The sequence below is a fragment of the Glycomyces harbinensis genome (assembly GCF_900101745.1).
In the GTDB taxonomy this organism is placed as follows: Bacteria; Actinomycetota; Actinomycetes; order Mycobacteriales; family Micromonosporaceae; genus Glycomyces; species Glycomyces harbinensis.
This window is the reverse complement of record NZ_FNAD01000001.1, coordinates 435150-457177: the sequence shown is the minus strand read 5'-3', so window position 1 is coordinate 457177 and position 22028 is coordinate 435150. Positions and strand designations below refer to the sequence as shown.

Genomic DNA, 22028 nt, shown 5'->3' with positions numbered 1-22028 from the left:
GTTGTTATCGGTCACAACCTGCTGGGTCATCATCGCATCCCTTCCACTCAGCGCCCTGGAACGATAACAGCTCCACCCGCCACACCCCCGCCGGCACGACCTCAGCCGCCCCCGCCGTCTGCGACGCCAACCAATCCACCAGGATCTCCGCATCCGCACACGCCACATCGAACACCACCTCAGGACCGAACACGACCTCGATCAAACGCACATCCTCACGCAACCGCAACAACCCCTCCAAACTCCCCGCAGCCCCATAACCCACCCGCACCGAAAGCCGCGGCCATCGCGCCAACACCACCGTCCCGACCGCATCCACCGCCGCGGCAACCGCCCCGCCGTACGCCCGCACCAGACCACCCGCACCCAACTTCACCCCGCCGAAATAACGGGTCACCACCGCCAGCACATCAGTCAGATCCCGCCCGCGCAGCACCTCCAACATCGGCACCCCCGCAGTCCCCGCCGGCTCACCGTCATCATTCGAACCCGCCGACCGCCCCTCACCGACCACATACGCCGTGCAATTGTGCGACGCCTCCCAGAACGCACGCCGATGCACACCGATCCGCTCCCGCGCCTCAGCCTCCGAAGCCACCCGATACAACGTGCACACGAACCGCGAACGGCTCACCACCGTCTCGACGACCGACTCCACCGACGCAACGGACCGCAACTCAGCCCACGACCCCGTGCTCCCACGCCCACGCCGCGATCTCCACCCGATTGCGCGCCGGCAACTTCGCCCGCACCGCCTCCAAATGCGTCTTCACCGTCGACACCGACACGAACAACGACCCCGCGATCTCCGCATTCGTCCGCCCCCGCGCCACCAACTCCACCACGTCCAACTCACGCTCGGTCAAAATCTCGACCGCCTTCACACCCGCGGACACCGGCTCACTCAACCGCTCCAACAACCGCACCGTCACCGACGGCGACACCAACGACTCACCACTCGCCGCCGCCCGCACCGCCTCCACCAGCAACGTCGGACCCGAATCCTTCAACAAGAACCCCGTCGCACCCGAACGCAACGCCCCGTACACATACTCATCCGTATCGAACGTCGTCACCACCACGATCCGCGGACCCGAACCATTCCCACCCGCAAGCAGCATCCGCGTCGCCTCAAGACCATCCAGCCTCGGCATCCGAATATCGAACAAGCACACATCCGGCTTCAACCGCCGCGCCTCCGCGACCGCCACCACCCCGTCGGGCGCATCCGCCACGACCTCCATATCCGCCTGAGCATCGATGATGGCCCGGAAACCAGCCCGGACCATCTCCTGGTCGTCTGCGATCAGCACTCGGATAGCCACGCCACGAGCCTAACCGCCCCCGACCCGCACCCACCCGGGACTAGGCCGCCGCAGCCAACTCCAACTCACGCGCCACCGGCCGCTCCAACGCCACCGTCTCCACGAACGCCGCCTCCGACACCACCCGCCCGGAAACCGCCCGCTCAGCCGCCACGACCCGAACCGGCACCGCCGACGCCAGAGCCTCACGCTCCAGCACCGCACGCCGCGCCGCCGAACGCTGCCGCACCGCGATCGTCACACTCCCCATCACCAACCACGTCCCCTCCAACAGGATCAGACCCCAGTCCCGACCGATGATCGCCGACGTCAACAGGATCGAGCACGCCGTGAGCACCACGCCCAGCGACACCGGACTGGTCGCCTTGATCCGATGGGTCTGCACGAGCAGGTAGTTGGTGATGGCCAGAACCGCACCGCAGATCTGGAACACGATGCGGATGTCGAAGTCGTGCATGGGAAATCCTCGAAGATAGTCGCGCTGGCAGGCAGGAGTCAGCCCGCGCCCTGAGGGCGCGGAGCTTTGAGAAGTGGAGCAGAGGGGAACCCTGGGGGTTACGCGGTGGCGGCCGTGTGGCCGACCGGTCTGCTGCGCGCGCAGACGACCGTCGCGGCGCCGTCGCGCACGCGGGTCTGGAGCGAGCCGCAGATGCACCGGGTCCACACCGTCGTACCGGTGGAGCCGCGGTGACGGGACACGGTCGTCACCGGATCATCGTCAGGCCAACCACAAAACGGGCAGCATCGCATACCGTGTCCTCCTCACAAGGCCATCGGGGTTCTTCAGGAGCGAGCGTTCGGCGACGAAGCCCGCAAAGGGGCCCGCGCAATGATTTTTACGCTCACGATCGAGGTTAAGGTCCCATTCGTACGGGCTACAAGACCTCGGTGACGCTAGTTTGCGAAACTCATCGTGAAGCAATCGCTAAAGGGAGGGAGGCCACACATGATCGATCTTCGGCGCCTGCACGTCCTGCGGGCCATCGCCCACCACGGCACCGTCTCCGGCGCCGCGAAAGCCCTGCACATGTCCACCTCCGCCGCCTCCCAGCAGATACGGCTGCTGTCCAAGGACCTCGGCGTCCCGCTCCTGGAGCCGGTCGGGCGCGGCGTGCGCCTCTCCTCGGCCGCCCAGGTCCTCATCGCCCACATCGACGCCATCGAGGCCATGTGGCGCCTCGCCGAGGCCGAACTCCAGGCCACCGAGGGCGAACCGTCCGGGATGCTGCGCCTGTGCGGCTTCCCCACCGCCATCGCGACCCTGCTGGCGCCGCTGGTCGACGCCGCCCGCCAGAAGTACCCCTCGCTGCACCTGCGCCTGCGCGAGGCCGAGGCCATCGAGAGCTTCGACCTCCTGTTCGCCGGCGAGGCCGACCTCGCGCTCGTGGAGGCCACGCCCGACAACCCGCCGCCCGAGGACATCCGCTTCGACGCGCAGACGGTCTTCAACGACCCGTTCGACCTCGTCGTGCCCGGCGGCCACTGGTGCGCCGGCGCCGAGGGCGTGGACCTGCGCGACCTCGAACGCGAACCGTGGGTCCTGGGCGTGCCCGGCTCGATGCACCGGCGCCACGTCCTCACCGCGTGCTCCAACGCGGGATTCCGGCCCACCGTCACCGGCGAGGCCCGCGAATGGCTGGTCATCGCCGTGATGGTCGCCCACCACATGGGCGTGGCGCTCATCCCCCGGCTCGTCGACCTCCCGCACCACCTCGACCTCATCCGCGTGCCGGTGACCGCGCCGTTCACGCCGTTCCGCCACTTCCAGGCCGTGACCCTTCGCGGGGGCTCGCGCCGCCCCGCCGTCGCCGCCGTCATGGAACTGTTGGACGAACAAGTGCGGGCCGCGGAGGGCATCGGCCCGGTCCCCGAAATGTGAACCGCACCCGCACAACGCCCCCGCGCACCCGTCCTGAGCAGCGGACACGGGACCTTCCGATCGCCCCTACTGGACACTGAACTCCGTTACGCTGTCCGCATGTTCGACTACGACGGCGACACCGGGCGCGCGCGGGCCCCGCAGCACCTGCGGGTCCGCGGCGGCGCCATGCTCTCGGGCTCGATCGACGTCAAGACCTCGAAGAACGCCGGGGTCGCACTCCTGTGCGCCAGCCTCCTCAACCGCGGCACCACCACCCTCAGGCGCGTCGCGCGCATCGAAGAGGTCAACCGCATCCTGCGGGTGCTCGCCTCCATGGGCGTCCACTACGAGTGGCTCGGCGACGACGGCGACCTGCGCCTGACCCCGCCCGAACGGCTCGACCTCACCCGGATCGACGCCGACGCCGCCCGCCGCACCCGGTCGATCATCATGTTCCTCGGCCCGCTCCTGCACGACTACACCGAGTTCGAGCTGCCGTTCGCCGGCGGCTGCGAGCTCGGCGACCGCACCGTCGAACCCCACATGGTGGCCCTGCGCCGCTTCGGCCTCGCCGTCGAGACCTCCCAGGGCGTCTACCGCGCCACCGTCAAGGACCACATCGACCCGCCCGGCGCCATCGTCTTGACCGAACGCGGCGACACCGTCACCGAGAACGCGATCATGGCCGCCGCCCGCCACCCCGTGCCCACCGTCATCCGCAACGCCTCGTGCAACTACATGGTCCAGGACCTGTGCTTCTTCCTCGAACGCCTCGGCGTCCGCGTCGACGGCGTCGGCACCACCACCATCACCGTCCACGGCCGCGAGGAGATCGACGTCGCCGTCGACTACGCGCCCTCGGAGGACCCGATCGAGGCCTGGAGCCTCCTGGCCGCCGCGATCGTCACCGAATCCGAGATCACCGTCCGCCGCGTCCCCATCGAGTTCGTCGAGATCGAACTCGCGCTGACCGAGGAGATGGGCCTGGTCTACACCAGGAGCGGCGAGTACCTGGCCGCGAACGGGCGCACCCGCCTGACCGACCTGACGGTCTTCCCCTCGCCGCTGCGCGCGCCGATGGACAAGATCCACCCGATGCCCTTCCCCGGGCTCAACATCGACAACCTGCCGTTCTTCGCGCTCATCGCCTCGTGCGCCGAGGGCTCGACGATGATCCACGACTGGGTCTACGAGAACCGCGCGATCTACCTGACCGAGCTCAACCGGCTCGGCGCCCGCGTGCGCCTGCTCGACCCGCACCGGATCTACGTGGACGGGCCCGTCCACTGGACCGGCGCCGAGGTCGTGTGCCCGCCCGCGCTGCGCCCGGCCGTGGTGCTGCTGCTGGGGATGCTTCGGGCCCGCGGGGTCTCGGAACTGCGCCACATCAACGTGATCCACCGCGGGTACGAGCAGCTCGCCGAACGGCTCCAGCGCCTCGGCGCCGAGATCGAGCCGTTCTGAGCAGTCGACACTCGCACCACCGGCAACCGTATGTGACACTTCCACTCATGAACATGCCGTCGGACGTGCCCCCGCAGACCTATGCGCTCCTGAGTCTCGTCCAGGCGCACCTGCGGCACCTCGACAAGGTCGAGGGCGAGACCCTGCCCAGCCCGCAGTGGGAGGCGACCGTGGAGTCGACGCGGACGGTCGCGGCCGTCAAGTCCCCGGGACTGGAGGTCACGGCCGAGGACATTCCGATGATCGTCGGCACCGGCTCCCCCGACCGCAAGCGGCGCCTGTACGCCACGATGCCCGTCAGCGCCCAGGTGGCGGCCCTCGCCGACGACTCCGAGGTGGCCCTGTTCGCGTACAACCGGCGCGGCAGGCTGCAGCCGGCCAACCGCACCGCCGCCCAGACCCAGTCGCGGGCCTGGTACCCGCCGGCGAAGGTCCTCGCCCCGATGCGCATCATCGACGAGGCCGTGTGGGAGCCGGTCGCCGCGGCGACCGGCGACGCGGGCCGCCCGGGCGTCTTCGAGGCCGCGGCGGGCTGGCTCGTCCTACTGGTCCTCATCGCCCTGATCGCAGGAGCGGCCTACTTCGCCCTCTGGTACTTCGACGTCCTCTAGTCCCCACTCGACTCAGGCCTCTGAGAACCCCGTCCGACCAGGGGTTCTCAGAGGCTCGTCACTTTTGGTGAGTGCTCGGGCGAAGCCCGTGCTCGTTCTTTTTGTTCTTGATTTTGTTGGGTGACAACGAGGCTTTCTGCCTCGGAGTCGATATATCTTGTAGATAGTGCCATAATGGACGCATGCTGAAGATGGCCATACTCGGATTCCTGCGGGACTTCTCCCTGCACGGCTACGACCTCAAGAACCGGGTCGCGAGCCTCGCCGGGCACGTCCGCCCCGTCGCGGACGGGACCCTCTACCCGACGATCAAGAAACTCGAAGAGGCCCAATGCCTCACGCGGCGCACCGCCCCCGGGTCGGTCGCCGCGCCGCGCCACATGCTGGAGATCACCCAGACCGGCACCGACCAGCTGCGCCGCTGGCTGCGCGACCCCGAACAGGGCTTCATCACCGACGACAACAAGTGGTACGTGCTGCTCGCATTCCTCCACCACCTGGAGAACCCGCGCGAGCAGGCGCTCGTGCTCGCGCGCCGGCGCGAATTCCTCGACCAGCCCACACAGCTGTTCTTCGACGAGCACGGCGCGCCGATCCCGCCCGAACTGCTCGACTCGCCGTTCCGCAAGGGCCTGATGCAGATCCACCGGTCCACCAACCTCACCGAGATCGAATGGCTCGACCGCCAGATCGGCGACCTCAACCGCAGGGCCGGCTTCGCCGTCCGCCAGCGCGGCGCCGAATAGCGTCCGCTGCGGCGGCTAGTGCGGCTCGGGCAGGGAGCGGCGCATGGCGATGCGGGGCCAGCGGTCGAGGCCGTGGGCGGCCTCCTCGGCGACGATCTTGCGCAGGCCCGGGGTCAGGTCGCGCTCGGGGATCGGCGCGAAGCCGCAGCGGGCGTAGTAGGGCGCGTTCCACGGCACTTCGGTGAACGTGGTGAGGGTCAGCGCGGTGAGGCCGTGGGCGCGGGCGGCCGCGTGCTCGATGAGGGAGCGCCCGATGCGGCGGCGGGCCCAGTCGGGGTGGACGGAGACCTGCTCGATGTGGAGGGCGCCGTCGACCGGTTCGGCGATCAGGTAGGCCACGGGCGCGTCGTCGGGGTCGGCGGCGGTCCAGGCGAGGCCGGTGCGCCGGTAGTCGGCGAGTTCTTTGATGCTGAGCGGTTCGTCGTCGGCGACCGCGGCCATGCCGATGCCGCGGAAGCACTCGCCGGCCGCTCGTTCGATGTCCTGGAGGGTCGGGAGGTCGGCGATGGTGACGGCCCTGATGCGCATGATGCCAGTGTGCGGCCCCGGGTCGCGGTCCGCAAGAGGGTTCGCTCCGGCCGGCCGGAGGGGTGGCGGGTCGGCGGCGTGTCAAGAAAACGTCAAGACCGGCGGCCGCGGCGTCAAGATGCCGTATGGATATGTCCGATCCGGTCGCAGCGTGTTTCCCGCGCGCCTCGGGCACGTTAGGGTCCGGCTCCGAAGGGAGCTCACCCGTGACCGCTCAAACCGATACAGGCACCCCCGCCCCGGGCCTGGAACCGCCGCTCGACACCCCGCGAGGCCCGAGCCTCGGCGGCACCGTGCGACTCGCCCTCGTCGTGGGAGCGCTCGGTGTCGTCTTCGGCGACATCGGCACCAGCCCCATCTACGCGCTCCAGACGATCTTCAACCCCGGCGACCCGCACCCCGTGCCGGTCAACAGCGCGAACGTCTACGGAGTCGTGTCGCTCATCTTCTGGTCGGTCACGATCATCGTGACGGTCTTCTACGTGGGCCTGGCGATGCGCGCCGACAACGACGGCGAGGGCGGCATCATGGCCCTCATCACGCTGGTGCGCCGACACCCGGTCGGGCGCGGGCGCAAGGCGGCGCTCACGCTCGCCGCGCTCGGGATCTTCGGCGCCGCGCTGTTCCTGGGCGACAGCATGATCACGCCCGCGATCTCGGTCCTGTCGGCCGTGGAGGGCGTCAAGACCGTCAGCTCGGGCCTCGAGGCCGTCATCATCCCGGCCACGGTCGTGATCATCGTGCTGCTGTTCGCCGTGCAGAAGCGCGGCACCGCGGTCATCGGCGGCTGGTTCGGGCCGATCATGTGCGTGTGGTTCGGCGCCCTGGCGGTCCTGGGCATCGGCGGGATCGCCCGCAACCCGGGCATCCTGCGGGCCCTGTCCCCCACGTACGCGATCGACTTCGTGTTCGGCCACTTCGGCATCGCGTTCTTCGCCCTAGCGGCGGTGGTCCTGGCGTTCACCGGCGCCGAGGCGCTGTACGCCGACATGGGCCACTTCGGGCGCAAGCCGATCTCGCGCGCCTGGCTGTTCATCGTCTTCCCCTCGGTCCTGCTCAACTACATGGGCCAGGGCGCGATGATCCTGGAGGACAGCGCGAACGTCTCCGGTTCGTTCTTCCTGCTCGCGCCCGAGCTGCTGCGCATCCCGCTGCTCGTGCTCGCCACGGCGGCCACGGTGATCGCGGCGCAGGCGGTCATCAGCGGCGCGTTCTCGGTCGCGGCGCAGGCCTCGGAGCTGGGCTACCTGCCGCGGCTGCGCATCGCGCACACCTCGGCGCAGCACTTCGGGCAGATCTACGTGCCGTGGATCAACTGGCTGCTCATGGCGTCGGTGCTGGTCCTGGTGTTCGCGTTCCGCACCTCGGAGGCGCTGGCGTTCGCGTACGGGATGGCCGTCATCGGGACCATCACGATCGTGTCGCTGCTGTTCCTGTACGTGGCCCGGATCCGGTGGGGGACGCCGAAGTGGGTCCTGGCGCTCGGCGGGGGCCTGCTGCTGGGCATCGACCTGTTGTTCCTGGCGGCGAGTTCGACGAAGATCGTCCACGGCGCGTGGCTGCCGCTGCTCATCGGCCTCATCGCGTTCACGGTGATGGTGACGTGGCAGCACGGCCGGGCGGTCGTCACCGAGGAGCGCCAGCGCCGCGAGGGGCCCCTTCAGGCGTTCGTGGACGGGCTGCGCGAGAGCAAGCGCAAGGCCGCGAGCGTGCCGGGCACGGCGGTGTTCCTGGGGCGGGGCAAGGACACCGCGCCGCTGGCGCTGCGGTCGATCCTGGAGCACACGTGCGTGCGGCACTCGCAGATCGTGATCCTGTCGGTGGAGACGCAGCCGGTGCCGCGCGTGCCCGATGAGGAGCGGCTCGTCGTGGACGCCCTGGTGCACGACCGGGACGCGATCATCCACGTCACGGCCCGCTTCGGGTACATGGAGACGCCGGACGTGCCGACCGCGCTGCGGGCGGTGGAGCCGGAGCAGTCCGAGGGCCGCGAGCTGGATCTGGACCGGGCGGTGTACTACCTCTCGGCGATCCAACTGCGGGTGGGCAGGGCGCCGACGATGGCCGCGTGGCGCAAGCACCTGTTCATCGCGACCTCGCACATCACCGCGGACGCGGCCGAGCACTTCAAGCTGCCGCGCGACCGCACGGTCATCGTCGGCTCCCACATCGAGGTGTAGCGGCTCGCCGGTGTTCGGGGAGGGGCGCGGCGAGGCGCCGGCCCCTCCTGATGCGCTCGCCCACGGGCGCGGGTGGGGGTCGGTACTTGACAGGGAGGGCCGGGAGCCGGGTAGAGTGAAGCCGCTTTACCGATAAACATCTCTCGTCGCCGCAGGAAGGCACCCATGACCGACACCGCCGTCAACGCCGTCATCAACGTCGACATCGAAGGCCCGCAGATCAACCGCCACGTGTACGGGCACTTCGCCGAGCACCTGGGCCGGTGCATCTACGGCGGGTTCTACGTCGGCGAGGACTCCGACATCCCCAACGAGGGCGGGATCCGCCTCGACGTGGTCGAGGCCCTCAAGGCCCTCGACATCCCCAACCTCCGCTGGCCCGGCGGCTGCTTCGCCGACGAGTACCACTGGCGGGACGGCATCGGCCCCAAAGAGGACCGCCCCGTCATGATCAACACCCACTGGGGCGGCGTCGAGGAGAACAACCACTTCGGCACCCACGAGTTCATGGCCCTGTGCGAACTGCTCGAGACCGAGCCGTACATCTCCGGCAACGTCGGGTCCGGCACCGTCCAGGAGATGAGCGAGTGGGTCGAGTACCTGACCCGCGACGGCGACTCCCCCGCCGTGCGCCAGCGCAAGGCCAACGGGCGCGAGGAGCCCTGGAAGGTCAAGTACTTCGGCCTGGGCAACGAGACCTGGGGCTGCGGCGGCAACATGTCCGCCGAGCAGTACGCGCTCGAAGCGCGCCGGTACGCCACCTACTGCCGCGACTACGGCGACAACAAGCTCTACCGCATCGCCGCCGGCGCCTCCGACTTCAGCTACGGGTGGACCGAGACGCTCATGAAGCAGCTCTCCCACCTCGGCTGCCAGCGGGTCGAGCGCCCGCTCTACCAGGCGGTCTCGGTGCACTACTACACCGTCGCGGGCACCTGGGCCGACAAGGGCGCCGCCACCGTGTTCACCGAGGACGAGTACTACACGACCATGGCCAAGGCCGCCCGCACCGACGAGCTGCTCACCGGCCACGGCAACGTCATGGACCTGTACGACCCCCAGAAGGAGATCGGGATCGTCCTGGACGAGTGGGGCACCTGGTGGAACGTCGAGCCCGGCACCAACCCCGGGTTCCTGTACCAGCAGAACACCATGCGCGACGCCCTCGTCGCGAGCGTGCACTTCGACATCTTCCACAAGCACGCCGACCGCCTCGTCATGGCCAACATCGCGCAGACGGTCAACGTGCTCCAGGCGATGATCCTCACCGACCCCGACACCAAGGCCCTGGTGCTCACGCCGACCTACCACGTGTTCCGGATGAACAAGGGGCACCAGGACGCCGCGTCCCTGAGGGTCGACACCCTCGGCGAGACCCCCTCGCGCGAGGTCGACGGCGCCTCGCTGGAGACCGTGTCGATCTCGGCCAGCCGCAAGGACGGGCGCCTGCTCGTGTCGCTGTCGAACCTGGACGCCGAGGCGGCGCAGGACGTCGAGATCGACCTGCGCGGCGGCGCCGTGGCCGAGGTCGAGTCGCTCATCCTGACCGCCGGCGCGCTCCAGGACCACAACACGCCCCAGACCCCCGAGACCGTGGCGCCGCGGCCCCACGAGGGCGTCTCGGTCTCGGGCGGGAAGCTGCGCGTGCACCTGCCGGCGCACTCGTTCGTGACCGTCGCGGGCGCGCTCGCCTGAAGCGGAGCCGGCCCGGCCCCTTGTGGACCCGCTCGTCGCGGGCGCCGCAGGGGCCGGCCCGGCACTCCCGCCGCGGCCGTCGTGAACGGCCGTGGCGGGCCCGAACCGGTGGTGGGAGCATAGACCGGTGGTCGCAGCGGAAGGACAGGACGAGACATGGTGACGATGAGCGACGTGGCGCGGCTGGCCGGGGTCTCCAAGATGACCGTGTCCAACGTGGTCAACGGCCGCCCCGGGGTCTCAGAGCCCGTGCGACAGCGCGTCCTCGATGCGATCCAGCGGTCGGGCTACCGGCTCAACGTCAACGCCCGCACGCTCAAGGCCGGGCGCACCGGCGTCATCGGCCTCGCCGTGCCCGGCATCGACCAGCCTTATTTCGGGATGCTCGCCGGGCACGTGATCACGGCGGCGAAGGCGCGCGGGTTCCATGTCGCGATCGAGCAGACCGGCGCTGCCGCCGAGGGCGAGGCCGACGCGATCGCGCAGTCGCACAAGCTCCAGTTCGACGGGCTCATCCTCAGTGCGGTGGCGCTGGACCCGCGCGACCACGAGAGCAGCACCACCTGGGGCGACTTCCCGCTGGTCATGCTCGGCGAGAGGGACTTCGGGGCGAGCATCGACCACGTCGGGATGGCCAACGAGGCGGGCACGCGGGCGGCCACCGAGCACCTGATCGAACGCGGGTGCCGCAGGATCGCCGCGGTCACCGGCTGGTCCCTCGACGGCGTCCACGCGGCCTCCAGGCGCCACCGGGGCTACGCCGAGGCGCTGGAGGCGGCAGGGCTTCGGGCCGACCCCGCACTCGTGCACCTGTCGGGCATGAGCATGGAGGACGGCCGGAGCGCCGTCCACGACCTGCGCAAGGCCGGCGTGGACTTCGACGGGATCGTCGCGGTCACCGACACGGTCGCGCACGGCGTGCTGCGGGGCCTGGCCGACGTGGGCCTGCGCTGCCCCGAGGACGTGCGCGTGATCGGCTTCGACGACATCCCCGCCTCCGCCTACCTCACCCCGTCGCTGTCGAGCGTCGCGCCCGACCACCGCTGGATGGCCGAGAAGGCGGTCGCGCTCATCGCCGCCCGCCTGGAGGACCCCGCGCGGGGCCCCGAGGAGCACACCGCGCCCTTCACCGTGGCCGCGCGCGAGTCCACGCGCTGATCAGACGGTGGCGACGATCTTCCCGATCTGGTTCCCCCGCTCCAGGTAGCGGTGGGCCTCGGCGATGTCGTCGAGCGCGAAGGTGCGGTCGACCTTGGGGGTGAAGGCGCCCGAACGCAGCCCCGAGGCGATGAAGGCCTCGGCCTCGCGCAGGCGCCGGGGCGAGCGCGTGGTCTCGTGGACCAGGAACGTCCGCATGCTCACCGCGGGCATCCCGAGCTCGAAGAGCGGGAACGGGGTCGGTTTGCCCGACAGCGACCCGTACAGGAACACCGTGGCGCCGGGGGCGCTGGCGCGGACCAGGTCGGCGACGCCGGGGCCGGCGACGGCGTCGAAGGCGAACCGGGCGCCGCGTCCGCCGGTCAGGTCGAGGACGGCCTCGGCGAGGTCGACTTCCTCGCTCGCGATCACATGGGCCGCACCGGCTTCCAGGAGCGCGTCCTTCTTGGCGGAGGTGCGGGTGACGGCGATCGGGACGGCGCCGAGGCGGTTGGCGATCTGGATCGCGGCCAGGCCGACCGAGCTGGAGGCGGCGGTCAGGACCGCGGTGTCGCCGGGGCGCATCCCGCCGACCTGGACGAGCGCGCCGTAGGCGGTGAGGTACGGCATCCACACGGCCGCGCCGGTGACGGCGTCGACGCCCTCGGGCCGGTCCAGGACCGCCGAGGCCGGGACCACGGCCCGCTCGGCGTAGACGGCGTAGTCGTTCTGCGAGAACGAGGGGATGACGCTGACGGACTGGCCTTCGGTGAGACCGGTGACGCCCTCCCCCAGCGCCTCCACGGTCCCGGCCGCCTCGGCGCCGAGCCCGGCCGGGAACGCCCGGGCCTTCTCGATGTAGTGCCCGGCGCGGTAGAGCGCCTCGGCGCGGTTGAGGCCGACGGCCTCGATGCGCACCAGCACCTCCCCCGGGCCCGGCTCGCCGACCGGGACGTCCTCGACCGTGAGGACCTCGGGGCCGCCGTACTCGTGGAACCGCACTGTCTTCGCCATGGGAGCCATCCGTTCTCGAGTGGAAGTTCGACCATGATCATACTTCGATCGCTGTCGTACGAATGGCGTTGCCGTCGCAGAAGCCAGGAGACGGGGCGGCCCCGGCGCGACGCGCCGGGGCCGCCCTTTCAGCGGGGACTCGGTCAGGTCAGCGAGCCGGTGACGTTGCCGCCGGACTCGGTGACGTAGTAGGTCACGGTCTTCCCGCTCCAGAAGTGGAACGTGAGCGTGACCTTCTGGCCGTCGTTGACCTCGGCCCAGAACGCCGTCGGCAGGCTGACCGTGCCGGCGGTGTAGTCGGGGCTGAAGGCCCGCGCGAACTCCTTGTAGGAGGTCCAGTTCTGCGGGCCGGCCGGGGTGCCGTCGGCGTACTTCGCCTCCATGGTCGCCAGCTGGTCGCCCTTGAACTGGGTCGGGATCGCGAAGGTGCCCGAGGCGCCCGACGCGGCCGACATCGTGGGCTGGTCGTAGGAGATGACGCTGATCCGCCACGGCGCCCCTTGCGAGAACACCGCCTGGAGGTTGGCCTTGACCCCGTAGTTGCGGTCGCCCAGCAGCGCGGTCAGCCTGCTCGCCTTGATCGTGAGCGTCGAGCCCGAGATCGTGTAGTCGGTGCCCTGGACGAGGTTGGTCGACCCCAGCCGCAGGTTCTGGAACGTGGTGCCGTTGAGGTTGAGCTGGAGCGACACGTCGGCGACGGCGGCGGTCTTCGCCACGTACACCTGGTCGGTCGACGCCGTGCCCGACCGGCTCGACCAGCTGGCCTGGAGCATCGAGAACAGCTCCGGGTCCTTCCACTGGAAGCCGGTCCGGTCGAAGTGCTGGCCGTTGTCCCACAGCTGGAGCGTCAGGCCCTTCTGGCTCGCGTAGTGGCCCACGTACTCGAAGAACTTCAGCTTCTCGCCCTGCTCGACGGTGCCGGTGTGGGCGTCGAAGCCCAGCAGGCCCCACTCGCCGACGATGACCGGGATGTCGTTGGCGACGAACTCGTCGTAGGCGCGGTCGAAGTACCCCTCGATGTCGGCCTGGACCTCGGCGTTGAACTTCGTGTAGCCCGCGATGTTCACGCTGAAGGGCCAGAAGCCGTAGTAGTGGACCGTGGCGGCCAGGTTCGGGTCGTTCAGCGAGTCGATCGTCGCGCTCAGCGCGTCGAGGTGGGCCTGGTCGGCGCTGGTGTGCAGCGTCGGCAGGACGAGCACGCGGGTCGCGTTGCCGCCGCCGGAGCCGCGCACGATCTCGTGGAAGGAGACGTTGAGGTCCTCCAGGAGGGCCTCGGCGGTCGCGTCGTCCACATTGTTGAACTGCGGCTCGTTCACGCTCTCGAACAGCAGCTCCGGCGGGGCGTCGCGGAAGCGGTCGGCGAGCTCGTTCCAGATCGCCTCGTAGCGGGCCTCCACGACCGTGCGGTTGGTGTTCATGTCCGCCATCCAGATCCACGAGTCGTGGTGGATGTTGATGAGGACGTACAGGTCGGCGTCGAGCGCCCAGCCGACGACCTCTTCGACGCGGTCGAGGTAGGCGTCCTCGACGGCGTAGTCGCCCGACTTGGACTGGTGGTTGTCCCACGTGACGGGGATGCGGATGCTGTTGAAGCCCTGATCAGCCACGTTCTGGATCAGCGACTGCGTGATGCGCGGGTTGCCCCAGGCGGTCTCGTCGGCGCCGACCGCGTCGAGGGAGTTGCCGAGGTTCCAGCCCGGCTCCATCGCCGCGACGGTCTCCATCGCGCTGATGCCGCCGGTCGGCGGCGGGGTGGTCGTGGGCTCGGTGGTGGGGTCGACGACGCCGCCGGTGCAGACGGTGCCGTTGAGCGTGAAGGTGGTCGGGACGGCGTTGGTGCCCGACCAGGAGCCGTTGAAGCCGAAGGAGACCGAGCCGTTGCTCGCGATCGAGCCGTTGTAGCTCATGCTCTTCGCGGTGACCTGGTCGCCCACGTTCGTGGTGGTCGCGTTCCAGGCCTGGGAGATGCGCTGGCCGTTCGGGAAGTTCCAGACCAGGGTCCAGCCGTTGACGGCCGAGCCGAGGTTGGTGATCTTCACGTCGCCGGTGAAGCCGCCGCCCCACTGGCTGGCGACCTTGTAGTCCACCTTGCAGCCCTCGTCCGCGTAGGCGGCGGAGGGCGCGAGAATGCCCAGGCCCGCCGCCAGGGTGGCGACCGCCGTCACCGCCAGCACTGTCCAGCGGCGGGTTCGTCTCTTGACGCCTTGCATGGCACTCCTTCTGTACACGTGATCTGCCGGGAAGGACGCGGGGCCGAGGGGTGTCAGCACAGCCCATCGAAGGTCCTCAATGCAAGAGTAAGTTGGGTGACCCAACTTTGTCAATCGCTCCCAAGCCCCGTTCCGGTCAGCGCAGGACCTGGACGAACTCGACGGCGAGCCAGACCGCGAAGACCAGCAGGATCACGCCCGAGACCCGGTCGAACCAGACCAGGCGCGCCTTGGTCATGACCCGCCGCATCGCGGTGGCCGCTCCGGCCAGGAGCAGGAACCACATCCACGAGGCGCTCACCGCGCCCGCGGCGAAGGCGGGGCGGGCCGCGGCCGCCTGGGCGGTGATCGCCGCGCCGAGGACGCCGACGGTGTCGAGGATGGCGTGCGGGTTGAGCAGCGAGACGGCCGCGGTGCGGCGCATCGTCAGGGCCGGCGACCAGTCCCCGGACTGGTCCTCGATCGCGGCCGGGGTGGCGCGCAGGGAGCGGATGCCGAGGTAGGCCAGGAACAGCGCCCCGGCGGCGAGCATCGCCGGGCGCAGGCCCGGCACCGAGTCGAGCAGGGCCGAGGCGCCCGTGGCGCCCAGGACGATGAGGAGGGTGTCGCACAGTCCGGCGCCCAGGACCGCCCACAGCGCCCGCGGCATTCCCAGGGCGACGCCCTGGCCGAACACGAACACGTTCTGGGCTCCGATGGGGACGATGAGGGCGAAGCCGAGCGCGAGGCCGGTGAGAAAGGCCGCGGTCACGCGCGCCCCACCGGAGCCCCTGCGCCGCAGCCGTCCCCGCAATGGGTCGATGGCATCGGTCGATCCTAACGGGATGGTCCGATCGGGCCGCGCGGGCTTGACAGAGGAAAACGCCTTCCTTACGCTCATGGCAACCGCTTGAATTCAAGGATTTCCATATCTCAAGATTCTGCGGCGGCATCTCCTCCCTGCCTCCGGGCAGCACAACGCAGTGGTGAAGGGAAGCAACATGTCCTCTCGAAGAAGGGTCCGCGCGGCGGTGGTCGCCGGGCTCACCGGCCTGGTCGCCGTCGCCGCGACACTGGTCGCGATGAACGCGGCCTCCGCGGCGCCGGTCCGCCACGAGGCCGAGACCTCGCCGGCCACGTGCGCCGGAACGATCGACTCCAACCACGCCGGATACTCCGGCGGCGGATTCTGCAACAGCGACAACGCCGTCGGCGCGGCCGTGCAGTTCACGGTCAACGCCGCCTCGGCCGGCTCGGCCACCCTTGGCATCCGGTACGCCAACGGCGGCACGGCCGACCGACCCGCCGACATCACCGTCAACGGCTCGGTCGCGCAGTCCGCCGGGTCGTTCCCGACGGGCAGCTGGACCGGCTGGACCACCAAGACCCTCACCGTCCCGGTCGTCGCCGGGTCCAACACGATCCGCGTCGCGGCGACCACCGCGAACGGCCTCGCCAACATCGACTACCTCGACTTCGAGGTCGGCGGCTCGACCGAACCGACCACCCCGCCGACCGGCTCGGCGATCTACGTGGCCCCGGGCGGCACCGACGGCGCCGCGGGCACCATCTCGGCACCGACCACGCTGACCTCGGCGATCAGCCGCGTCACCGCCGGCGGCACCATCTACATGAGGGGCGGCACCTACAACTACTCCTCCACCGTGGTCATCCCCGAGACGAAGGACGGCACCTCCTCCGCGCGCATCGCGCTCGCCGCCTACGGCAGCGAAGTCCCTGTCCTGAACTTCTCGGCCCAGTCCGAGGCCTCGACCAACCGCGGCCTCGCCGTCTACGCCGACTACTGGCACGTCAAGGGCCTCATCGTGGAGCGCGCCGGCGACAACGGGATCTTCGTGTCCGGCAGCGGCAACATCTTCGAGCGCACGATCACCCGCTACAACCGCGACTCGGGCCTCCAGCTCTCGCGCCAGACCTCGACCAGCACGACCGCGTCGTGGCCGAGGAACAACCTGGTCATCAGCGCCGAGTCGCACGACAACGCCGACTCCGACGGCGAGGACGCCGACGGCTTCGCGGCCAAGCTCACCGTGGGCTCGGGCAACGTGTTCCGGTACGCGGTGGCGCACAACAACGCCGACGACGGATGGGACCTCTACACCTACTCCGACTACGACCCGATCGGCACTGTGACCATCGAGTACTCGCTGTCGTACCGCAACGGCACCCTCTCCAACGGGACGGTCTTCGCCAACGGCGACCGCAACGGCTACAAGCTCGGCGGCGAGGACGTCCCGATCAACCACACCGTCAGGTACTCGATCGCCTTCGACAACGGCCAGCACGGGTTCACGTACAACTCCAACCCCGGCTCGATGACCATCTCGAACAACCTCGGCATCGACAGCACCGAGCGGAACTTCAACTTCGACGCCGGGTCGTCGACGTTCCGCAACAACACCTCGTGCTTCTTCTCCGGAGCCACGAACGACCGCGTCATCGGCAACTCGGACAGCTCGAACCAGTTCTACTCGGGCTCCAACGGGTCGCGCTGCTCCAACTACAGCGGCGCCCTCGGGTGGTCCTTCGCCGGTGACGGCAGGCTCGTCGTCACCCTCGGCGGGAGGACCGTGAGCCTCTGACCCCCTGAGCCCCTCCGAAGCGGCGGCCCGTCCGGAACCGGACGGGCCGCCGTGCCGTTTCGCGGAATTCGGTTGCCGTGCGGGGACCCGCCCGTTTAGGTTGGCGGCGATGACGAAGTAGCAGCAGGATCGCAGCGGCAGCGCGCCGCGCGGTGAGGCCGGACCGGCCCCCCGCGGCCGCCGCCGCGCCGTGCCACCGTCCCGGCGCCGACGCGCCGCGAGGACTCCCCCGCCCTGAGGCCAGGGCGGACCCGCGATTCCCGCCGCACGCTTCGAAAGGGCTGCCTCCATGGCCCCTGTCCGTCATCTCCCACGTCCCGCCCGGCCGCGCATGGTCGAGGCGACCTTCCTGCCCGGACTCGGGCGCTTCCTCGCCGACGAGATCCAGGGCCTGCTCCCGCAGGTCCGGCCCCGGCCGGTGCCGGGCCGCGACGACGCGCTCCGCTTCCCCTACGCCGGGCCCCTGTCGCGGCTGCGGTCGCTGCGCACCGCCGTCGCGGTCTTCACCGTGCTCGGCTTCGGCGTCGCCCGCCCCGGCTCGCTCCTGCACGCCGACCACCTGCGGCGCATCGCGACCGCCGTCGAAGAGGCGGCCGACCGGGACCGCCCGGCCCGGTCGCTGCGGATCGAGGCGGCCGGGCGCGACTCGATCGCGTTCCGCCGACTCGGCGCCGAACTCGCCCGCGTCACCGGTCTGGCGTTCGACCCGGCCGGTGGCGACCTGGTGCTCCGGTTCCACCGGTCGCCGACCGCCGAGGCCGGATGGGACGTGCTGGTGCGCGCCTCGACCAGGCCGCTGTCGGCGCGGCCGTGGCGGGTGGCCGACTACCCGGGGGCGGTCAACGCCACCATCGCCGCCGCGATGGCGCGACTGGTCCCGGCCCGGTCGGGCGACCGCGTCCTCAACCTCATGTGCGGCTCGGGGACGCTCCTGATCGAACGGCTCCTGGCGGGCCCCGCGCGGATCGCCGTGGGCGTCGACGTCGCCGATGCGGCGCTCGCGGCGTGCCGGGCGAACCTGGACGCGGCCGGCGTGCGCGCCGACCTGCTGCGCGCCGACGTCGCCGCGCCGGACCTGCTGGCGCGGCGGCGCTTCGAGGTGATCCTGGCCGACCCGCCGTGGGGCACCAGGTGCGGCGACCACGGCTCCAACGAGGCCGTCTACGACGCGATGCTGCGCACGGCCGGGCGCCTGGTGACGCCGGCCGGCCGGTTCGCGGTCCTGACCCACGAGGTCAAGCTGATGGAGCGGCTCCTGGTCCGGCACGAGCGGCGCTGGCACGCCGGATCGGTGCACCGCGTGTTCCAGAAGGGACACCATCCGAGGATCTACCTGCTCGAGCCCGTCAACGACCGCACCCGAGGAGACCGACCATGACCGAACCGACGCTCACCTACGACGACTTCCACGACCTCGCCGCCGCCGACCCGGCGGTGGTCGGGCTCGTGCTCATCGGCTCGCAGGCCCACGAGGGCCTGGTCACCGACCGCTCGGACCACGACCTGTGGGTCGTCCTCGCCGACGGGGCCGCGAGCGGCCTCGAACGCTTCCGCGACCACCGCACCGCCCTGCTCGACCTGGTCCTGGTGACGCTCACGCAGTTCCGCGAGGCGGGCATGCCCGGGTTCTGCCGCTACGCCGTCGCGCGCGGCCGCGTCGTGCTCGACCGCCTCGACGGGGAGATCGCCGCGATCGTCGAGGCCAAGCAGCGGCTCGAACCCGAAGCGGCGTCGGCGAAGGCCGCCGAGGACCTCGACGACTACGCGAACTCGCTCTACCGATCGCTCAAGAACGGCCGCGACGGCTTCGGCCTCGCCTCGCGCCTCGACGCCGCCGACAGCCTGGGGTCGCTCTTCGAACTGCTCTTCGCGATGGACCGGCGCCCGCGGCCGTACAACAAGTACCTGGAATGGGAACTCGCGCACCACCCGCTCCCGGACTGGGAGACGGGCGCACTGCTCGAAACGGTCGGGCGGATCGCCGCGACGGCCGACCCGGCGGTGCAGCGGCGGCTGTTCGCCGACGTGGAGGCGAAGGCGCGCAAGGCGGGGCACGGCGCCGTGCTCGACGCGTGGGGCGCCGACCTCGACCTCCTGCGCCCGCAGTAGGAACGCCGCGGCCGGGGGCGCCCCCGGCCGCGGCGCGTCGGTCAGATGATCGGGTTCCAGCCGTCGCCGCCCGCAAGATAGCGCTGCGGCGTGTGGTTCGCCGCCTCGCCGGAGGACATCTGCGGCCGGTTGTCGTTCACCGTCGCACCGGGTCCGGTGTTCTGGTACTCGCGCAGTCGCGCGTCCTCCCAGGCCAGGCCGGACATGTCCGACCACGGCTCGACGGTGCGGATGTGCGCGCCGATGGTGCACTCGCGGTACAGGACCTGGCCGCGCGCGGTGGTCGAGCCGCCGGCGGGCCAGGGCCGGCCGAGGTACACCGAGTTGTTCGGCGCGTTGCTCGTCAGCGTCGACTGGTAGAACAGCAGCCCGTACGGGTTGGTGATCTCGGTGCTCGCGGCCGTGATGTAGCCGTTGTTGGTGGTGGAGCCGCGGTTGAGCGCGTGGATGGTGCACTGGTCGAACACGGCGGTGCCGCGCCCGAAGATGAAGTCGACGTCGCCCTCCACATAGCAGTCGTGGTAGTACTGGCGCGACACCGTTGCGGCGCTGGGCGAGTCGGTGAGCAGGGTGTCCTGGTTGCCGAGGAACCGCACGTTGTCGAAGACCATCCGGTCGCCCTGGACCTTGACCGCCACGGCCTGGCTGGCGCCGTTCGCCGCCTCGTCGTAGGTGTTGGCGAAGGTCAGGTCCTCGGCGGTGAAGTTCGCGCCTTGGAGGAGGACGCTCGCGCTGCCGCTGGTCCCCCACGTGCCGCCCGAGCCGTTGTCGCAGGCGGCGCAGCGGTTCTCGTGAATGACGACGTCGCGGGCGTTGCCGGTCCCGCCGATGAAGCTGATGCCGGTCTTGGAGGAGGGCACGGTCACGGCGCCCTTGTAGTTGCCGGCCTTGATGAGAATGGTCGTCCCCGACGCGGCGGCGTTCACCGCGGCCTGCACGGTGGTGTAGTCGCCCGAGCCGTCGGCCGCGACCACGAGATCGGCGTCGATCTCCCCGCCGGCCTTGACGAGCTTCCACTGCTGGTTGACGCCGCCGGTGGGCGTGTACTGGGAGACCCTGGCGCCCTTGACGGTCGACCACTCCCAGAGGTCGAGGGCCTTGCCGGTGGCGCGGTTGACGAACGTGGCGTAGCCGCCGCTCTCGGTGACGCGCCACTGCTGGTTCGTGGAGTTCGCGTCGCCCCACTGCTGGACCAGCGCGCCGTCGGCGGTGCTGCCGGAGGCGACGTCGACGACCTTATTCGAGTGCCGGGCCTGAATACGGTAGTAGCCGTCGCCTGAGTCGAGGAAGCGGAACTGCTGGTCGGTGGAGCCGTTCGCGTTCCATTGGACGAGTTCGGCGCCGTTGGCGGTCGAGGCGGCCCGGATGCCGAGCACCAGGCCCGAGTGGCGGGACTCGATGTTGTACCAGACGCCGGTCTCGACCGCCTGCGCGCTGGAGGTGGCGAAGAGGGCCCCGGTGGCGGCGAGGACCGCACCCAGGAGCAGGGACAGCAGCGCCGCGAGGCGGCGGCCGCGCGGACGCGTGAGGGTATTCGATGGCATGACGACTCCATGGTGAAGCGCCAGGTCGCTGGGACATGCCGGGAGTTCCCCCAACGAGCAAGGCAATTATGTATGTCCATGAAACAATATAGAGCAGGGATCGGCCGAAGTCGATCCCCCGCAGCGGAAGGCAAGGGGCGGGCGCGTGCCGCCGCTCGCGCTTCAGCCGTTGTTGGTGCGGCCCACGTAGACGTTCTGGGCCTTGAAGAGGGTGTCCGAGGTCGGGCCCGAGCCGCCCGAGGAGCCCTCCATCTGGAGGTTGACGATCACGTTCATCGCCTTGCCGACGAAGTTCGATCCGGTGTGGGCGCCCTTCCAGACGTCGTCGAGGTAGTAGTGGATCTGCACGTCGGTGCCGCTGGTCTTGGTCATCCAGATCCGGTACTCGTGCCAGCTGCCGGGCGAGGAGACCGACACGAGCGTGTTCTCCCAGGCGCCGTCGTAGGTGTTGAACCAGTTCCGGTTGTCGCCCTTGTACTCCAGGATGTCGCTCTCGGGCGGCCACGAGTTGGCGCCGGTGATCCAGAAGGCCGGCCAGGTGCCCGGAGCGGACGGCGCCTGGAACTCGCCGCGGATCTCGTAGTCGGGGTACCGGTCGCTGACCAGGACCTGGCGCTTGGCGTGGATGGCGGCCGAGTGGTAGCGGATGGGCAGGTACGGGTCCTTCGAGCTGTTGCCCTCGTTCCAGGTGATGCGCGTGGCCTTGATGTTGAGGACCCCGCTGGGCGAGAGGTACAGGTGGTTCGTGTCGGTCGGGCTCGCGTACATGCGGGCGGTGCCGTTGTGGTCCGATCCCCACGGGTACAGGTAGTTCCAGGAGGATTCGAGAGCGGCGCGGCTCGCGAACGAACCGTCGACGAGCGTCTCCCAGGCCGCCGCGCCGATCCGGTCCGCGGCCGCGTCGGCCGCCCTCGCGGGGTCGAGCGGGCCGAGGAGCGGCGCGGCGGCCGCGGCGGCCGCCACCGCCCCGATCCGCCGCAGGGCGGTGCGCCGGGAGCTGCCCTTGGGGGTGTTCGTCATGA

Annotated in this window: 20 protein-coding genes; 10 read left to right on the top strand and 10 right to left on the bottom strand. The window is 70.2% G+C overall.

Features of this window, described 5'->3' with window-relative positions; genetic code table 11:
• Positions 1-4 precede the first annotated feature (4 nt).
• The 4 genes from BLQ63_RS01910 to BLQ63_RS01895 all read right to left on the bottom strand — a co-directional run bounded on the left by BLQ63_RS01910 (position 5) and on the right by BLQ63_RS01895 (position 2033).
• Positions 5-658 carry an IMPACT family protein gene (locus tag BLQ63_RS01910; protein WP_218125000.1) on the bottom strand — a complete coding sequence of 218 codons (654 nt, stop codon included), beginning with the start codon at positions 656-658 and terminating at the stop codon, positions 5-7.
• A 19-nt stretch (positions 659-677) separates the two neighbouring features.
• A complete protein-coding gene (locus BLQ63_RS01905; protein ID WP_091027500.1) occupies positions 678-1325 on the bottom strand; it encodes a response regulator in 648 nt (215 codons plus the stop codon).
• Positions 1326-1365: 40 nt separating this feature from the next.
• Entirely contained in the window at positions 1366-1782 is a 417-nt protein-coding gene (locus BLQ63_RS28185; RefSeq protein WP_091027498.1) for a CBU_0592 family membrane protein, read from the bottom strand.
• 98 nt (positions 1783-1880) lie between these two features.
• Complete coding sequence (locus BLQ63_RS01895) at positions 1881-2033, bottom strand: hypothetical protein (RefSeq protein ID WP_218124999.1); 153 nt, start codon at positions 2031-2033, stop codon at positions 1881-1883.
• 238 nt (positions 2034-2271) lie between these two features.
• On the opposite strand from BLQ63_RS01895, the gene BLQ63_RS01890 reads away from it, so the two are divergent.
• The 4 genes from BLQ63_RS01890 to BLQ63_RS01875 all read left to right on the top strand — a co-directional run bounded on the left by BLQ63_RS01890 (position 2272) and on the right by BLQ63_RS01875 (position 6007).
• The gene (locus BLQ63_RS01890) at positions 2272-3204 is read left to right on the top strand and encodes a LysR family transcriptional regulator (RefSeq protein WP_091027489.1); all 933 of its coding nucleotides are present in this window, start codon (positions 2272-2274) and stop codon (positions 3202-3204) included.
• Between the two features lie 99 nt (positions 3205-3303).
• On the top strand, positions 3304-4650 hold the full coding sequence (locus tag BLQ63_RS01885; protein ID WP_091027487.1) for a UDP-N-acetylglucosamine 1-carboxyvinyltransferase: 1347 nt from the start codon (positions 3304-3306) through the stop codon (positions 4648-4650).
• A 47-nt stretch (positions 4651-4697) separates the two neighbouring features.
• Positions 4698-5261 (top strand): hypothetical protein, encoded by a 564-nt coding sequence (locus BLQ63_RS01880; protein WP_091027485.1) that lies wholly within the window; start codon positions 4698-4700, stop codon positions 5259-5261.
• 182 nt (positions 5262-5443) lie between these two features.
• On the top strand, positions 5444-6007 hold the full coding sequence (locus BLQ63_RS01875; protein ID WP_091027483.1) for a PadR family transcriptional regulator: 564 nt from the start codon (positions 5444-5446) through the stop codon (positions 6005-6007).
• Between the two features lie 15 nt (positions 6008-6022).
• Here the strand turns inward: BLQ63_RS01875 and BLQ63_RS01870 are convergent, their stop codons facing one another.
• The gene (locus tag BLQ63_RS01870) at positions 6023-6535 is read right to left on the bottom strand and encodes a GNAT family N-acetyltransferase (protein ID WP_091027482.1); all 513 of its coding nucleotides are present in this window, start codon (positions 6533-6535) and stop codon (positions 6023-6025) included.
• A gap of 131 nt (positions 6536-6666) precedes the next feature.
• Here BLQ63_RS01870 and BLQ63_RS01865 point away from each other — a divergent pair, with 131 nt between their 5' ends.
• The 3 genes from BLQ63_RS01865 (at position 6667) to BLQ63_RS01855 (ending at position 11568) form a co-directional block, all read left to right on the top strand.
• Entirely contained in the window at positions 6667-8715 is a 2049-nt protein-coding gene (locus BLQ63_RS01865) for a potassium transporter Kup (RefSeq protein ID WP_091027480.1), read from the top strand.
• Positions 8716-8880: 165 nt separating this feature from the next.
• A complete protein-coding gene (locus BLQ63_RS29520) occupies positions 8881-10410 on the top strand; it encodes an alpha-N-arabinofuranosidase (protein ID WP_091027479.1) in 1530 nt (509 codons plus the stop codon).
• A gap of 156 nt (positions 10411-10566) precedes the next feature.
• Positions 10567-11568, top strand: a complete 1002-nt coding sequence (locus tag BLQ63_RS01855; RefSeq protein ID WP_218124997.1) for a LacI family DNA-binding transcriptional regulator — start codon at positions 10567-10569, stop codon at positions 11566-11568.
• On the opposite strand, the gene BLQ63_RS01850 is transcribed toward BLQ63_RS01855, so the two are convergent.
• The 3 genes from BLQ63_RS01850 to BLQ63_RS01840 form a co-directional block, all read right to left on the bottom strand.
• Complete coding sequence (locus tag BLQ63_RS01850) at positions 11569-12561, bottom strand: zinc-dependent alcohol dehydrogenase family protein (protein ID WP_091027475.1); 993 nt, start codon at positions 12559-12561, stop codon at positions 11569-11571.
• Positions 12562-12704: 143 nt separating this feature from the next.
• Positions 12705-14771, bottom strand: a complete 2067-nt coding sequence (locus BLQ63_RS01845) for a cellulase family glycosylhydrolase (RefSeq protein WP_091027473.1) — start codon at positions 14769-14771, stop codon at positions 12705-12707.
• Positions 14772-14907: 136 nt separating this feature from the next.
• Positions 14908-15522 carry a LysE/ArgO family amino acid transporter gene (locus BLQ63_RS01840; protein WP_218124996.1) on the bottom strand — a complete coding sequence of 205 codons (615 nt, stop codon included), beginning with the start codon at positions 15520-15522 and terminating at the stop codon, positions 14908-14910.
• Between the two features lie 229 nt (positions 15523-15751).
• On the opposite strand from BLQ63_RS01840, the gene BLQ63_RS01835 reads away from it, so the two are divergent.
• The 3 genes from BLQ63_RS01835 (at position 15752) to BLQ63_RS01825 (ending at position 19462) form a co-directional block, all read left to right on the top strand.
• A complete protein-coding gene (locus tag BLQ63_RS01835; RefSeq protein ID WP_091027461.1) occupies positions 15752-17353 on the top strand; it encodes a carbohydrate-binding protein in 1602 nt (533 codons plus the stop codon).
• A gap of 289 nt (positions 17354-17642) precedes the next feature.
• Positions 17643-18731 (top strand): methyltransferase, encoded by a 1089-nt coding sequence (locus BLQ63_RS01830; protein WP_091027459.1) that lies wholly within the window; start codon positions 17643-17645, stop codon positions 18729-18731.
• Positions 18728-19462, top strand: coding sequence for a hypothetical protein (locus tag BLQ63_RS01825; protein WP_091027458.1), 735 nt, complete (start codon positions 18728-18730; stop codon positions 19460-19462). The genes BLQ63_RS01830 and BLQ63_RS01825 overlap by 4 nt, the downstream gene beginning before the upstream one ends.
• 41 nt (positions 19463-19503) lie before the next feature.
• Here the strand turns inward: BLQ63_RS01825 and BLQ63_RS01820 are convergent, their stop codons facing one another.
• On the bottom strand, positions 19504-21006 hold the full coding sequence (locus BLQ63_RS01820) for a pectinesterase family protein (RefSeq protein ID WP_091027457.1): 1503 nt from the start codon (positions 21004-21006) through the stop codon (positions 19504-19506).
• A gap of 162 nt (positions 21007-21168) precedes the next feature.
• The gene (locus BLQ63_RS01815) at positions 21169-22026 is read right to left on the bottom strand and encodes a LamG domain-containing protein (RefSeq protein WP_218124995.1); all 858 of its coding nucleotides are present in this window, start codon (positions 22024-22026) and stop codon (positions 21169-21171) included.
• Positions 22027-22028 lie beyond the last annotated feature (2 nt).

What these genes read in the sequence shown, in the direction of transcription:
- BLQ63_RS28185 (WP_091027498.1), bottom strand. Translation starts at nt 1,782, where the DNA reads ATGCACGACTTCGACATCCGCATCGTGTTCCAGATCTGCGGTGCGGTT.
- BLQ63_RS01855 (WP_218124997.1), top strand. Translation starts at nt 10,567, where the DNA reads ATGGTGACGATGAGCGACGTGGCGCGGCTGGCCGGGGTCTCCAAGATG.
- BLQ63_RS01830 (WP_091027459.1), top strand. Translation starts at nt 17,643, where the DNA reads ATGGCCCCTGTCCGTCATCTCCCACGTCCCGCCCGGCCGCGCATGGTC.
- BLQ63_RS01845 (WP_091027473.1), bottom strand. Translation starts at nt 14,771, where the DNA reads ATGCAAGGCGTCAAGAGACGAACCCGCCGCTGGACAGTGCTGGCGGTG.
- BLQ63_RS01815 (WP_218124995.1), bottom strand. Translation starts at nt 22,026, where the DNA reads ATGACGAACACCCCCAAGGGCAGCTCCCGGCGCACCGCCCTGCGGCGG.
- BLQ63_RS01885 (WP_091027487.1), top strand. Translation starts at nt 3,304, where the DNA reads ATGTTCGACTACGACGGCGACACCGGGCGCGCGCGGGCCCCGCAGCAC.
- BLQ63_RS01870 (WP_091027482.1), bottom strand. Translation starts at nt 6,535, where the DNA reads ATGCGCATCAGGGCCGTCACCATCGCCGACCTCCCGACCCTCCAGGAC.
- BLQ63_RS01850 (WP_091027475.1), bottom strand. Translation starts at nt 12,561, where the DNA reads ATGGCGAAGACAGTGCGGTTCCACGAGTACGGCGGCCCCGAGGTCCTC.
- BLQ63_RS29520 (WP_091027479.1), top strand. Translation starts at nt 8,881, where the DNA reads ATGACCGACACCGCCGTCAACGCCGTCATCAACGTCGACATCGAAGGC.
- BLQ63_RS01835 (WP_091027461.1), top strand. Translation starts at nt 15,752, where the DNA reads ATGTCCTCTCGAAGAAGGGTCCGCGCGGCGGTGGTCGCCGGGCTCACC.
- BLQ63_RS01865 (WP_091027480.1), top strand. Translation starts at nt 6,667, where the DNA reads ATGTCCGATCCGGTCGCAGCGTGTTTCCCGCGCGCCTCGGGCACGTTA.
- BLQ63_RS01890 (WP_091027489.1), top strand. Translation starts at nt 2,272, where the DNA reads ATGATCGATCTTCGGCGCCTGCACGTCCTGCGGGCCATCGCCCACCAC.
- BLQ63_RS01880 (WP_091027485.1), top strand. Translation starts at nt 4,698, where the DNA reads ATGAACATGCCGTCGGACGTGCCCCCGCAGACCTATGCGCTCCTGAGT.
- BLQ63_RS01825 (WP_091027458.1), top strand. Translation starts at nt 18,728, where the DNA reads ATGACCGAACCGACGCTCACCTACGACGACTTCCACGACCTCGCCGCC.
- BLQ63_RS01820 (WP_091027457.1), bottom strand. Translation starts at nt 21,006, where the DNA reads ATGCCATCGAATACCCTCACGCGTCCGCGCGGCCGCCGCCTCGCGGCG.
- BLQ63_RS01875 (WP_091027483.1), top strand. Translation starts at nt 5,444, where the DNA reads ATGCTGAAGATGGCCATACTCGGATTCCTGCGGGACTTCTCCCTGCAC.